The 14,303-nt window shown below is 67.3% G+C and carries 10 protein-coding genes; 8 read left to right on the top strand and 2 right to left on the bottom strand.

The features are described from left to right. Nucleotides 1–244: 244 nt before the first annotated feature. Entirely contained in the window at nucleotides 245–1,036 is a 792-nt protein-coding gene (locus ACWMMN_RS36660; protein ID WP_486424248.1) for an HAD-IIB family hydrolase, read from the bottom strand. A 305-nt stretch (nucleotides 1,037–1,341) separates the two neighbouring features. On the opposite strand from ACWMMN_RS36660, the gene ACWMMN_RS36655 reads away from it, so the two are divergent. From ACWMMN_RS36655 to ACWMMN_RS36620, 8 genes are all read left to right on the top strand, one after another. Further along, complete coding sequence (locus ACWMMN_RS36655; RefSeq protein ID WP_486424247.1) at nucleotides 1,342–2,976, top strand: AMP-binding protein; 1,635 nt, start codon at nucleotides 1,342–1,344, stop codon at nucleotides 2,974–2,976. Continuing rightward, nucleotides 2,976–4,145, top strand: coding sequence for an AraC family transcriptional regulator (locus ACWMMN_RS36650; protein WP_486424246.1), 1,170 nt, complete (start codon nucleotides 2,976–2,978; stop codon nucleotides 4,143–4,145). Before ACWMMN_RS36655 ends, ACWMMN_RS36650 begins: the two co-directional genes overlap by 1 nt. A 159-nt stretch (nucleotides 4,146–4,304) precedes the next feature. Further along, nucleotides 4,305–5,903: a Re/Si-specific NAD(P)(+) transhydrogenase subunit alpha gene (locus ACWMMN_RS36645; RefSeq protein WP_486424245.1), complete on the top strand. Its 1,599-nt coding sequence runs from the start codon at nucleotides 4,305–4,307 to the stop codon at nucleotides 5,901–5,903. A gap of 13 nt (nucleotides 5,904–5,916) precedes the next feature. Beyond that, a complete protein-coding gene (pntB, locus tag ACWMMN_RS36640; RefSeq protein WP_486424244.1) occupies nucleotides 5,917–7,335 on the top strand; it encodes a Re/Si-specific NAD(P)(+) transhydrogenase subunit beta in 1,419 nt (472 codons plus the stop codon). 522 nt (nucleotides 7,336–7,857) lie between these two features. Then, complete coding sequence (locus ACWMMN_RS36635; protein WP_059242231.1) at nucleotides 7,858–9,648, top strand: acyl-CoA dehydrogenase; 1,791 nt, start codon at nucleotides 7,858–7,860, stop codon at nucleotides 9,646–9,648. A gap of 81 nt (nucleotides 9,649–9,729) precedes the next feature. Next, nucleotides 9,730–11,358, top strand: coding sequence for an electron transfer flavoprotein-ubiquinone oxidoreductase (locus ACWMMN_RS36630; RefSeq protein WP_422674397.1), 1,629 nt, complete (start codon nucleotides 9,730–9,732; stop codon nucleotides 11,356–11,358). A 48-nt stretch (nucleotides 11,359–11,406) separates the two neighbouring features. After that, on the top strand, nucleotides 11,407–12,600 hold the full coding sequence (gene bktB, locus ACWMMN_RS36625; protein WP_059242226.1) for a beta-ketothiolase BktB: 1,194 nt from the start codon (nucleotides 11,407–11,409) through the stop codon (nucleotides 12,598–12,600). Nucleotides 12,601–12,638: 38 nt separating this feature from the next. Next, entirely contained in the window at nucleotides 12,639–13,493 is an 855-nt protein-coding gene (locus ACWMMN_RS36620) for a 3-hydroxybutyryl-CoA dehydrogenase (RefSeq protein WP_059242224.1), read from the top strand. Between the two features lie 62 nt (nucleotides 13,494–13,555). Here ACWMMN_RS36620 and ACWMMN_RS36615 read toward each other — a convergent pair whose 3' ends face one another. Continuing rightward, nucleotides 13,556–14,221, bottom strand: coding sequence for a TetR/AcrR family transcriptional regulator (locus tag ACWMMN_RS36615; protein ID WP_059242222.1), 666 nt, complete (start codon nucleotides 14,219–14,221; stop codon nucleotides 13,556–13,558). Nucleotides 14,222–14,303: the final 82 nt, after the last annotated feature.

The raw sequence follows: 14,303 nt of genomic DNA, 5'->3' as shown, positions 1-14,303 counted from the left end.
GCGGCATATGTGAAGTAATCCTGATTAAGCGGCCGCGGGAGCGACCGGCTGGGCCAGGGTATGGCGCAGGCGGAATCCGTTGTGCGGATGCGCGTGTATCGGCTTCATCGGCGGCGTTGCGCGGTGCGTTCGGCCGCGGCGAACCGGAAGCGAAGCGATCGTATCAGGCGCGACCGGCGGCCGGAATCGCCTGATCCCGTATGTTGTCCATGCTGATAACGCGATAGTCGGGCCGCCGGACCGGTCAGCGCTGAGCGTCCGGGCGAGCGCGCAGGATCGCGTCGGCGAACTCGACGAATCCGCTGCCGCCGGGGCCGTGCGTGATCCAGCGCGGCGGCGCGGGCAGGTGTTGCAGATACTCGACCACGGTGCTCATGCCGGCCGTGTGCGTGAAATGGCCGAACATCGGCGCGTCGTTCGTGGAGTCGCCGGCGTACGCGACGCACGCTGGCGCGGCATCGGCGTCGACGCCGTAGGTATCCGACAGCACGCGCAGCGACATCGACAGCTTGTCGTATCCGCCGGCCCAGCCGATGATCCACAGATTGTTGATGGTCGCGTCCGCGCCGGCCGCGACCAGCGCGTCGAGTACCCGGTCGTCCTGGTCGGAGCCGGTGCGTGCATACGCGAGCGACGTCAGCCTGAAGTCCTGGTCGTCCGCGAGGCGTGCAGCGGGTACGATCTTCTCGACATGCTGCGCGATACGCCGGCGTGCGTCGCGCGCGCCGGCGAGCGCGTCGTCCGCGTGCCAGTACCGGCGCTCGACACCGTTCCCGTCCGGGCTGCGCCGAATGAAGAGTCCGCCGTTCTCCGCAATCACACCGTCGACCGGCCACATGCGCGCCATCTGGTCGCACCAGCCTGCCGGCGCGGCCGTCACGGGAATTACGCGGATGCCGTGCGCCTGCAGCCGCTCGAGTGCTGCATAGGTCTGCGCGGCCAGACGGCCCCGATGGGTCAGGGTCTCGTCCATGTCGGTCAGCAGGAACCGGACCGACGCGAACGTGTCGGCGGGGGCCAGGGAAAGCGGCTGCATCGTCTCGACGAAAGAATGGCGATCGTCTGATTATGAAGAAGGGCGGCAGCCCGTGCCATGCCGCTTGATGCTTTGCAATCCGCGCGGTGGAATATGCGACTGCCTGCCGCGGCAAGCGCGGTTGCCTAGACAAGCGGCCCCGCCCGCATGTCCGTTTCGATCATCTTTTCGGCCGCCCGGATCATTTGCAAAGCGCGTCGCGCGGGCGATAGTCGCCGGTCAGGCGACGGCCCGCGTCCTTCCGGCGTGCAGGCCGCCGTGCGAACGGTGTGCTGCGGGCGCACCGTCCCCCCGTGGAGTGAGACATGACGAAGAGACACTGGACCGGGTCGTATGGCTCGATCCCCGCCGAGATCGATGCCGATCGCCATCCTTCCGTAAGCGCGCTGCTGGACGACGCGATGCGCCGCTTCGCCGACCGTCCGGCGTTCCATGCGTTCGGCCGCACGCTCACCTATGCCGACGTCGACCGCCTGTCGACCGCGCTGGCCGCCTATCTGCAGCAAGTCGTCCGCGTACGCAAGGGCGACCGCGTGGCCGTGATGCTGCCCAACGTGCTCGCGTTTCCGGTCGTGTTCGTCGCCGTCGCGAAGATCGGCGCGATCCAGGTCAACGTGAACCCGCACTACACCGCGCGCGAGCTCGAGCATCAGCTCAACGACGCGGGCGTCGAGGTGGCCGTCGTCTGCGGCGGCTCGATGGGCACGTTCGCCGACGTGGTCGGCGGCACGCGCGTGCGCACCGTGCTGAGCGTGGGGCGCGGCGATCTCGGCGTCGTCGATGCGCCGGCCGGCACGTGCGATGCACTGCCACCCGGTTCGACCGCGCTCGCGGACGCCATTGCGGCCGGCGAATCGCTCGCGTACGAACCGGTTGCGCTGGGCGGCGCGGACCTGCTGCTGCTGCAATACACGGGCGGCACGACCGGCCTGTCGAAGGGCGCGGCGCTGTCGCATCGCAACCTCGTCGCGAACATCGAACAGTTCGCGGCGATCGTGCCGGCCGCGCGCGAGCCGGGCGAGGAGGTCGTCGTTACGGCGATCCCGCTGTATCACATCTTCGCGCTGACGGTGAACTTCCTGTCCTACTTCGCGATCGGCGCGCAGAACTGGCTCGTCGCGAACCCGCGCGACATGGACGGCTTCATCGACGTGCTGAAGGCTGCGCGGCCGACGGTATTCGTCGGCGTGAACACGCTGTACGCGGGGCTCGCCGGCCATCCGCGCCTGAACGAAGTCGACTGGTCGCGGCTGAAGCTGTCGGCCGGCGGCGGCGCGGCGGTGATCGACGTGATCTCGTCGCGCTGGAAGGCGGTGACCGGCAATTTCATCCGCGAGGGTTACGGGCTGTCGGAAACGTCGCCGGTCGTGTCGTTCAACCCGCAGTCGATCGACTCGTTCACGGGCACCACGGGCCTGCCGTTGCCGTCGACCGACGTGATGCTGCTCGACGACCAGGATCGCGAGGTGGCGATCGGCGAAGCGGGCGAGATCTGCGTGAAGGGGCCGCAGGTGATGGGCGGCTACTGGCAGAAACCGGACGCGAACGCGGCCGCGTTCACGGCGGACGGCTATTTCCGCACCGGCGACGTCGGCGTGTTCGACGCGGCCGGCTTCCTGCGGATCGTCGACCGCAAGAAGGACATGATCATCGTGTCGGGCTTCAACGTGTATCCGAACGAAGTGGAAGCCGTCGCGACCGCGCTGCCGGGCGTCGCCGAGTGCGCGTGCATCGGCGTGCCGGACCCGCGCACGGGCGAGGCCGTCAAGCTGTTCGTGGTGCTCGCGCCGGATGCCGGCGTGACCGAGGCCCACCTCGTCGAGCATTGCCGCGCGAGCCTCGCGGCCTACAAGGTGCCGAAGATCGTCCGCTTCGTCGACCGGCTGCCGAAGTCCACGGTCGGCAAGATCCTGCGCCGTGAACTCAGCCGCACCGACTGATGGCGCCGACGCGCCGCGCGGCCGTGGCTGCGCGGCCCGGTGCGCCGAAGGTCCCGAAGGCCCCGAAGGTGACGCACGGGCCGCTCAAGTACAATGCGAGCGGTTCGATCGACGGGGACCCGATGACCGGCTCAGATGCCCTTTCCGCCCGGCCCGGGCGTGCGATGCCGTCGCCGAGCGCGACGGTGCCGATCTCGCTCGTCAACGGTTTCCTCGCGAGCGCGGGGGCGCAGCGCGACGTGGTGGAGCGCTACCTGCGCGGCGCCGGCATTCCGATCGAGCTGCTCGGCGAGCCGCACGCGCGCGTGACGGAGGAACAGTTCTCGACGCTGTACCGCACGCTCGCGATCGATCTCGACGACGAGATGCCCGGCATCTTCTCGCGCCCGTTGCGCGGCGGCACGCTCAAGTACCTGTGCCTGAGCCTGCTCGATGCGCGCAACCTCGAAACGGCGCTGCATCGTTTCGGACAGTTTTTCCACATCCTGCTCGACGATTTCTTCGTCGAATCGAAGCGCGACGACCTGATCGCGCAGGTGCTGCTGCGCCCGAACGACGCGATCGGCCCGATCGGCGCGCTCGGCCAGGAACTGATGCTCAAGCTCGTGCACGGCGTGTGCTCCTGGCTGATCGGGCAAAAGATCCCGCTGCTGCAGATCGAATTCGCGTGCCCGCGGCCGCGCCATGCGGTCGACCACCTGTATTTCTTCACCGGCTCCGTGCAGTTCGATTGCGAGCGCACGCTGATGCGTTTCAGCGCCGATTACCTCGATGCGCCGATCCGGCAGAGCAAGCGCAACCTGCGCAAGTTCCTTGCGCGCGCGCCCGGCGACTGGATCTTCGAATCGTTCAGCGAACAGCTCGTGTGCCATCGCGTGCGGCAGTACCTGTCGGCGGCGCTGCCCGACCTGCCCGTGATCGACCACGCGGCCGAGCACCTGCACTGTTCGGTACGCACGCTGAGCCGCCATCTGGCCGCCGAAGGAACGACGTTCCAGGTGCTGAAGGACGAGTTGCGGCGCGACATCGCGATCCAGCGGCTGACCGACACGCCCGACACGATCGCGGCGATCGGCGCCGATATCGGTTTCGACGATCCGAGCGCGTTTCACCGCGCGTTCCGGCACTGGACAGGGAGTACGCCGGGGACTTACCGGCGGCAGGTGTAGGACGCGGGGACGCCGGTGTGTGCGGCCGGCGCCCGTATCCGGCGCCCGGCGGCGATGCCATCGCGGGTCGCACGCAGATTTCGAAACATGCACATGATTCTGGTAACTTGACGCACCGGCCCGAGCGCTTCGCGACGGCCATCACCCATCTTTCATAATATGACATTACAGATTGGGATTCCGTTGGAGACAGCCACCGGCGAACGGCGCGTAGCGACCGTCCCCGAAGTGGTCGAGAAGCTGGTCAAGCTGGGGTTTTCGGTCGCCGTCCAAAGCGGCGCCGGGACCGGCGCGAATTTTGACGACGACGCGTACCGCGCGGCCGGCGCGAGCGTTGCCGCGACAGCGGCCGAGCTCTGGTCCGGCAGCGACATCGTGTTCAAGGTGCGTCCGCCGACCGGCGACGAAGTGGCGCTGATGCGCGAGGGCGGCACGCTGATCGGCTTCGTCTGGCCGGCGCAGAACCCCGAACTGATGCAGCAGCTGGCCGCGAAGCGCGCCACCGTGCTGGCGATCGATTCGCTGCCGCGTACGCTGTCGCGCGCGCAGAAGATGGACGCGCTCACGTCGATGGCCAGCATCAGCGGCTACCGTGCGGTGATCGAGGCCGCGCACGCATTCGGCCGCTTCCTGAACGGCCAGGTCACGGCGGCCGGCAAGATTCCGCCGGCCAAGGTGTTCATTGCCGGTGCCGGCGTGGCGGGCCTCGCCGCGATCGGCACGGCCGCCAGCCTCGGTGCGATCGTGCGCGCGAACGACACCCGGGCGGAAGTGGCCGATCAGGTCAAGTCGCTGGGCGGCGAGTTCGTCAAGGTCGACTACGAAGAGGAAGGCTCGGGCGGCGGCGGTTACGCGAAGGTGATGAGCGAAGGCTTCCAGCAGGCGCAGCGCGCGATGTACGCGCAGCAGGCCAAGGACGCCGACATCATCATCACGACCGCGCTGATTCCCGGCAAGCCCGCGCCGAAGCTGATCACGGCCGAGATGGTGCAGTCGATGAAGCCCGGCAGCGTGATCGTCGACATGGCCGCCGAACAGGGCGGCAACTGCGAACTCACGGTACCCGGCGAGGCCGTCGTGCGCCACGGCGTGACGATCGTCGGCTACACGGATCTCGCGTCGCGCCTGTCGCGGCAGTCGTCCACGCTGTATGCGACCAACCTGCTGCGCGTGGTCGAGGAGCTGTGCAAGGGCAAGGACGGCACGATCAACGTCGACTTCGACGACGACGCGATCCGCGGCCTCACCGTCATCAAGGAAGGCAACGTCACGTGGCCGCCGCCGCCGATCAAGCAGGCGGTCGTCGCGCCCAAGCCGCAGGCGGCGCCTGTCGCGGCCGCGCCCGCGAAGTCCAAGGGCCACGGACATGCCGGCGAGCCGATGTCGGCCAAGGCGCTTGCGATCGTGTTCGCGATCGGCGCGCTGGCGTTCCTGTTCGTCGGCCAGTTCGCGCCGGCGAGCTTCCTGTCGCACTTCACGGTGTTCGTGCTCGCGTGCTTCGTCGGCTACATGGTGATCTGGAACGTCACGCCGTCGCTGCACACGCCGCTGATGAGCGTGACCAACGCGATCTCGTCGATCATCGCGATCGGCGCGCTCGTGCAGGTCGCACCGCCGCTGGGCGAGCTGGCCAACGCCGGTGACCGTCCGTCCGGGTTGATCCTGGGCCTCGCGGTGGGCGCGCTGACGCTCACGGCCGTCAACATGTTCGGCGGCTTCGCGGTGACGCGTCGCATGCTGGCGATGTTCCGCAAATAAGGGGACGACAACCATGACTGCAAACCTGACTACCGTCTCCTATATCGGCGCCGCGATCCTGTTCATCCTCAGCCTCGGCGGGCTGGCCAACCCTGAAACCGCGCGTCGCGGCAACCTGCTCGGCATGATCGGCATGCTGATCGCGGTGCTGGCCACCGTGGCCGGTCCGCGCGTGTCGGCCGCGGGCATTCCGTACGTGATCGCCGCACTCGTCGTCGGCGGCGCCGTCGGCCTGTACGCCGCGAAGAAGGTGCAGATGACGCAGATGCCGGAACTGGTCGCGTTGATGCACAGCCTGGTCGGTCTGGCGGCTTGCCTGGTGGGCTTCGCGAGCTACATCGACACGTCGCTGCAATTCACCGGTGCCGAGAAGGCGATCCACGAAGTGGAGATCTACGTCGGCATCCTGATCGGCGCCATCACCTTCGCGGGCTCGATCATCGCGTTCGGCAAGCTGTCGGGCAAGATCGGCGGCAAGCCGCTGCTGCTGCCGGCACGGCACTGGATGAACCTGGCCGCGCTGCTGATCGTGATCTACTTCTGCCGTGCATTCCTGCATGCGGAAGGCATCCAGGACGGCATGCTGCCGCTCGTCGTGATGACGGTGATCTCGCTGCTGTTCGGCGTGCACATGGTGATGGCGATCGGCGGGGCGGACATGCCGGTCGTGGTGTCGATGCTCAACAGCTACTCGGGCTGGGCGGCGGCCGCGACCGGTTTCATGCTCGGCAACGACCTGCTGATCGTGATCGGCGCGCTGGTCGGCTCGTCGGGTGCGATCCTGTCGTACATCATGTGCCGCGCGATGAACCGCAACTTCATCAGCGTGATCGCGGGCGGCTTCGGCAGCGGCGCGGGCGCCCCGGCGGCAGCCGGTGGCGGCGGTGCGCAACCGGCCGGCGAAGCGGTCGCGGTGAGCGCGGCGGAAACGGCCGAGCTGCTGCGCGAGGCGAAGCGCGTGATCATCGTACCCGGCTATGGGATGGCGGTGGCGCAGGCCCAGCACACGGTGTTCGAACTGACGAAGCTGCTGCGCGAGAAGGGCGTCGACGTGCGTTTCGCGATTCACCCGGTCGCGGGCCGCATGCCGGGGCACATGAACGTGCTGCTGGCCGAAGCGAAGGTGCCGTACGACATCGTGCTGGAGATGGACGAGATCAACGACGACTTCCCCGAAGCCGACGTGTCGATGGTGATCGGCGCGAACGACATCGTGAACCCGGCGGCGCAGGACGATCCGACGAGCCCGATCGCCGGCATGCCGGTGCTGGAGGTGTGGAAGGCGAAGACGTCGATCGTGATGAAGCGCAGCATGGCTTCGGGCTATGCAGGCGTCGACAATCCGCTGTTCTACAAGGACAACAACCGCATGTTGTTCGGTGATGCGAAGTCGATGCTGAGCGAGGTCTTCGGTGTGCTGAAAGCCTCCTGATCGCGGCCGCGCGACCGGCGCGGGCCGCAGGCCCGTTCCGGACGCGTGGTTCCTGCATACCGTCGGCCCGCCACGTATCGTTGATGCATGGCGGGCCGATGCACATGCGGCGCGGGGCGTTGCTGCCGGTGTTGATGTGGCCCCGATGAACGTGGCACGCGAGCCGGCCCGGCGCGTGATGCAACCGCACCGGGCGCGTGACCGGTATTCGCGCGCGCTTCCCATAACCGGCTCCCATTGCCGCCGGCCCAGGCCCGATCCGCGGCATCGGCGCCTGCCGCGGGCACGCCGATTGCTCGCCGAATCCGCCAAACCCGAATTCGCCACACCCCTGTCCAGCCGGCCTTTCCCGGCAACGCCCCCCTATCTCGTGGCCGATTTTGTCACCATGTGGGCCGGATATGACAATAGGAATCGCCGGCGGCGGCATTACGATGGGTCACCACGTCGCCCGGGTCTGGCCGCTTCTGCCGCATCGAGCCCTGAGCGCACCTCATTCACCGCCTGATTGGAACATCGACCATGAGCTATAACGCCCCCGTCAAGGACATGCTGTTCGTGCTGAAGGAACTCGCAGGTATCGACGCCGTCGCGCAGTTGCCCGGTTTCGAGGATGCCGGTTACGACACGGCGCAGGCCGTGCTCGACGAGTCCGCGAAGTTCTGCGGCGAGGTGCTGGCGCCGCTGAACGTCGAAGGCGACCGCAACCCGAGCAGCTGGAAGGACGGCGTCGTGACCGCGACGCCGGGCTTCGCGGAAGCGTTCCGCCAGTTCGTCGAAGGCGGCTGGCAGGGGCTGCAGCATCCGGCCGAGTACGACGGCCAGGGGCTGCCGAAGCTGATCGCGACGCCGTGCATCGAGATGCTGAACGCGTCGAACCTGTCGTTCGCGCTGTGTCCGCTGTTGACCGACGGCGCGATCGAGGCGCTGCTGACGGCCGGCACCGACGAGCAGAAGCAGCGCTACGTGCCGAAGCTGATCTCGGGCGAATGGACCGGCACGATGAACCTGACCGAGCCGCAGGCGGGCTCCGACCTCGCGCTGGTGCGCTCGCGCGCCGAGCCGCAGGGCGACGGCACCTACAAGGTGTTCGGCACGAAGATCTTCATCACGTGGGGCGAGCACGACATGGCGGACAACATCGTCCACCTGGTGCTGGCGCGCACGCCGAACGCGCCGGAAGGCGTGAAGGGCATCTCGCTGTTCATCGTGCCGAAGTTCATGGTCAACGAAGACGGCTCGCTGGGGGCACGCAACGACGTGCACTGCGTGTCGATCGAGCACAAGCTCGGGATCAAGGCGAGCCCGACGGCGGTGCTGCAGTACGGCGACCACGGCGGCGCGATCGGCTACCTGATCGGCGAAGAAAACCGCGGCCTCGAATACATGTTCATCATGATGAACGCGGCGCGCTTCGGCGTCGGGATGCAGGGGATCGGCGTGGCCGACCGTGCGTACCAGAAGGCGGCCGAATTCGCGAAGGAACGCGTGCAGAGCCGCCCGGTGGACGGGTCGGCCAAGCAGTCGGTGACGATCATCCATCACCCGGACGTGCGCCGCATGCTCGGCACGATGCGCGCACTGACCGAAGGCGCACGGGCGCTGGCATACGTGGCAGCCGCGCACAGCGACATTGCCCACCGCCATTCGGACGAGGCGACGCGCAGCCGTCATCAGGCAATCTACGAGTATCTGGTGCCGGTGGTGAAGGGCTGGAGCACGGAGATGGTGAACGACGTGGCGAGCCTGGGCGTGCAGGTGCACGGCGGGATGGGCTTCATCGAGGAGACGGGCGCGGCACAGTACTACCGCGATGCACGGATCCTGGCGATCTACGAAGGAACAACCGCGATCCAGGCGAACGACCTGGTCGGGCGCAAGACGATGCGCGACGGCGGCGCGGTGGCGAAGGCGCTGCTCGCGGAAGTCGGCGACACGGTGACGGCGCTGGGCAAGCTGGACGGCGCGGCGGCCGCATCGATGAAGGCGCAGCTGGAGAAGGGCGCCCGCGCGCTGTCGTCGGTGGTGGATTACGTGCTGGCGAACGTGAAGCAGGACCCGAACGCGGTGTTCGCGGGCAGCGTGCCGTACCTGAAGCTGGCGGGCGTGGTGCTGTGCGGGTGGCAGATGGCGCGTGCGCTGGTGGCCGCGCAGGCGAACCGCGCGAGCGACCCGGCGTTCTTCGACGCGAAGATCGCGATCGCGCAATGCTATGCGGAGCACATTCTCGTGCAGGCCGGTGCGCTCGAAGCGTCGATCGTCGGCGCGAAGGGCAACGAGAGCGTGCTCGCGTTGACGGAAGACCAGTTCTGACCGGTTGACGGTCGGGACGCAGGAGGAGACAGGATTTTGACCACACAGGACTTGCTCGCGCAATACGGCCCGCGCGAATCGATGGAATACGACGTCGTGATCGTCGGCGGCGGCCCCGCCGGGCTGTCGGCGGCGATCCGGCTCAAGCAGCTGGCCGCCGAGAAAGGCACCGAGATCGGCGTGTGCGTGCTCGAGAAGGGTTCCGAGATCGGCGCGCACATCCTGTCGGGCGCGGTGATGGACCCGCGCGCGATCAACGAACTGTTCCCCGACTGGAAGGAACGGGGTGCGCCGCTCGACGTCGAGGTGACGGAAGACCGCTTCCTGTTCCTGTCCGAGAAAAGCGCGGTCACGACGCCGAACTGGGCGCTGCCCGCCAACTTCCAGAACCACGGCAACTACGTGATTTCGCTGGGCAACGTCACGCGCTGGCTCGGGGCACAGGCCGAAGCGCTGGGCGTCGAGATCTTCCCGGGTTTCCCGGCCGCCGAGATCCTGTACAACGACGACGGCTCGGTCAAAGGCGTCGCGACCGGCAACATGGGCGTGGGCAAGGACGGCGAGCCGACCGAGAACTTCCAGCTCGGCATGGAGCTGCACGCGAAGTACACGCTGTTCGCCGAAGGCTGCCGCGGCCACCTCGGCCGCCAGCTGATCTCGAAGTTCAAGCTCGACGCGAACGCGGAGCCGCAGGCGTACGGGATCGGCATCAAGGAACTGTGGGAAATCGATCCCGCGAAGCACAAGCCGGGCCTCGTGATCCACACGGCCGGCTGGCCGCTGAAGTCCGATACGTACGGCGGCTCGTTCCTGTATCACATGGACAACAACCAGGTCGTGGTCGGCTTCGTGGTCGGCCTCGGCTACACGAACCCGTACCTGTCGCCGTTCGAGGAATTCCAGCGCTACAAGACGCATCCGTCGATCCGCGCGTTCCTCGAAGGCGGCAAGCGCGTGTCGTACGGCGCGCGCGCGATCACGGCCGGTGGCCTGCTGTCGCTGCCGAAGACGGTGTTCCCGGGCGGCGCGCTGATCGGCGACGACGCGGGCTTCCTGAACGCATCGCGGATCAAGGGCAGCCATGCGGCGATCAAGACCGGCATGCTGGCCGCCGACGCCGCGTTCGACGCGGTGCAGGCCGGCCGCCAGTCGGACGAGCTCAACGCGTACCCGGACGCGTTCAAGCAGTCGTGGCTGTACACGGAGCTGTATCGCGCGCGCAACTTCAAGCAGTGGATGGCCAAGGGCCTGTACCTGGGCACGCTGATGGTCGGGCTCGAGCAGAAGGTGATGGGCGGCAACGTGCCGTGGACGCTGCACCACAAGCATGCGGACCACGAGATGCTGAAGCCGGCGTCGCAGTGCGAGCCGATCGAGTATCCGAAGCCGGACGGCAAGCTGACGTTCGACCGGCTGTCGTCGGTGTTCATCTCGAACACGAACCACGAAGAGAACCAGCCGGCGCACCTGACGCTGAAGGATGCGAACGTGCCGGTGAACGTGAACCTGCGCACGTACGCGGGGCCGGAGGGGCGTTTCTGCCCGGCGGCGGTGTACGAGTTCGTGAAGAACGACGACGGCAGCGATCGCCTGGTGATCAACGCGCAGAACTGCGTGCACTGCAAGACCTGCGACATCAAGGACCCGACGCAGAACATCGTGTGGGTCACGCCGGAAGGCGGCGGCGGGCCGAATTATCCGAACATGTAACGCAACGCATCCTTGCGCCCGCGGGCGCGAACGAACCGGAGTGAAACGATGAGCAATGCAGCGAAAGAAGTCGTGGTGGTGAGCGGTGTCCGTACCGCGATCGGTGATTTCGGCGGCAGCCTGAAGGATTTCTCGCCGACCGATCTCGGGGCGAAGGTGGTCGCGGAAGTGCTGTCGCGCGCGAACGTGCCGGGCGATGCGGTCGGCCATGTCGTGTTCGGCCACGTCGTGAACACCGAGCCGAAGGACATGTATCTCGCGCGTGTCGCGGCGATCAATGGCGGTGTCGCGCAGCACGCGCCGGCGCTGACCGTGAACCGCCTGTGCGGCTCGGGCCTGCAGGCGATCGTGTCGGCTGCGCAGACGATCATGCTCGGCGATGCCGACGTCGCGATCGGCGGTGGTTCGGAAAGCATGAGCCGCGCGCCGTACACGGTGCCGGCCGCGCGCTTCGGCCAGCGCATGGGTGACGGCAAGCTCGTCGACATGATGCTCGGCGCGCTGCACGACCCGTTCCAGACGATCCACATGGGCGTGACGGCCGAGAACGTCGCACGCAAGTACGACATCTCGCGCGACGCACAGGATGCGCTGGCGCTCGAATCGCATCGTCGCGCGGCGCGCGCGATCGCGGAAGGGCGCTTCAAGGATCAGATCCTGCCGATCTCGATCCGCACGAAGAAGGGCGAGGTCGCGTTCGACACCGACGAGCACGTGCGTCAAGACGCAAGCGCGGACGATTTCACGAAACTCAAGCCGGTGTTCGCGAAGGAAAACGGCACCGTGACGGCCGGCAACGCATCGGGCATCAACGATGCGGCGGCAGCCGTGCTGATGATGAGCGCGGACGCTGCGCGCGCCCAGGGCGTGAAGCCGCTCGCACGCCTCGTCGCGTATGCGCACGCGGGTGTCGATCCGGCGTACATGGGCATCGGCCCGGTGCCGGCCACGCAGAAGGCACTCGAACGCGCGGGCCTGAAGATCACCGATCTCGACGTGATCGAAGCAAACGAAGCGTTCGCCGCGCAGGCCTGCGCCGTCACGCAGGAGCTGGGCCTCGATCCGGCGAAGGTCAACCCGAACGGTTCGGGCATCTCGCTCGGTCACCCGATCGGTGCGACCGGCGCGCTGATCACGGTCAAGGCGCTGTACGAGCTGAAGCGCATCGGCGGGCGTTACGCGCTCGTGACGATGTGTATCGGCGGCGGCCAGGGGATTGCTGCGATCTTCGAGAACATCTGATAATCGACCGTTCAGCACCCGAACACACAGGAAAATTCATGGCCATCGAAATCGTCGGCGTCGTGGGCGCCGGAACCATGGGTAACGGCATTGCGCAAACGGCTGCCGTTGCGGGACTCAACGTCGTGATGATCGACGTCAGCGACGCCGCGCTCGACAAGGGCCTCGCCACGCTGAAGGGCAGCCTGGAGCGGCTCGTGTCGAAGGAGAAGCTCGACGCGGCCGCACGCGATGCGGCGCTCGCGCGCATCACGACGTCGACCGACTACGCGAAGCTCGCATCGGTCGACATCGTGATCGAAGCGGCGACCGAGAACGTCGAGCTGAAGGGCCGCATCCTGAAGCAGATCGAGGCCGTCGCGCGCCCCGACGCGATCATCGCGACCAACACGTCGTCGATCTCGATCACCGCGCTCGCGGCGCTGCTCGCGGAGCCGTCGCGTTTCCTCGGCATGCACTTCTTCAACCCGGTGCCGCTGATGCCGCTCGTCGAGATCATCCGCGGGCTGCAGACGAGCGATGCGACCGCGTCGGCCGTGCGCGCACTGACCGAGCGTTTCGACAAGTCGCCGATCGGCGTGCGCAATTCGCCGGGCTTCGTCGTGAACCGGATCCTGGTGCCGATGATCAACGAAGCGTTCTTCGTGCTGGCCGAAGGCATCGCATCGGCGGAGGAGATCGACGCGGGGATGAAGCTCGGCGCGAACCACCCGATCGGGCCGCTCGCGCTGGCCGACCTCGTCGGCCTCGACGTGTGCCTCGCCGTGATGGACGTGTTCGTGAAGGACTTCGGCGATCCCAAGTATCGCGCGTGCCCGCTGCTGCGCGAGATGGTGTCGGCCGGGCGGCTCGGGCGCAAGACCGGGCGCGGCGTGTACGACTACGGCAAGTAAGCGGCACGTCCTGCCACTTCACGCGGCCGCCTTCGGGCGGCCGCGTGCATTGTGCGGCGCGATTATGCGTCGAGCACCGACAGGTCGCGCGGCAGCGCGCGCTTGAACATCGCGAGGATCTGCCGCGCCGCCTTCGGCGGCAACGTGATCGCGTGGCGCACGGCCGCCGCGATCTGGATCATCATCAGCTCGGCGAATGCGCTGCGTTGCGCACGTGTCGTGTCGGGCGCCACGTCTCCCAGCGCATCCGCGAACAGCCCGGCCAGGAATTCGCCGTCCGCCCGGTCGAGATCCTGCAGCGCGCGGTCGGCCTGCGTCGCGCGCCAGATGTCGCGCATCAGCGGCGCGTCGACGAACATCCGGTAGTAGCTGTCCGTGATGCGGGCGAGCGTGGCGTGCAGGTCGTCGAGCGTCTTCATCGCGGCGAGGTCGCGCCGCACGCAGTCGTGCCCGACCGCGTTGTAGCGCTCCGCGAGCGTGCCGATCACGGCCGCCTTGTCCGGAAAGTACTGATACAGCGAACCGAACGAGATGCCCGTGCGCTCGACGATGTCGCTCATCCGGAATGCGTCGCAGCCCTTCTCGATCATCACTTCCGACGCACACGCAAGGATGCGCTCGAACCGCTCGCGGCTGCGCTGTTGCGTCGGCACCAGCCGTGCGCGCGCCGGCGCGTCCGCTGCCGCCGCGTCGGGCTCGTCGTTCTGCCCCGATTTTTGTCGGCCCATGCCGCCTCCGGAAAAACTTGACGTTGCTAATGCGAGAGTCTATCGTGTTTTTGAAACGCGAGACATTCTCGTATTTTCGTCA

Source organism: Burkholderia cepacia complex sp. TUM26381, assembly GCF_057439935.1.
The sequence above is the reverse complement of the archived record's forward strand: the minus strand, read 5'-3'. Positions and strand labels throughout refer to the sequence as shown.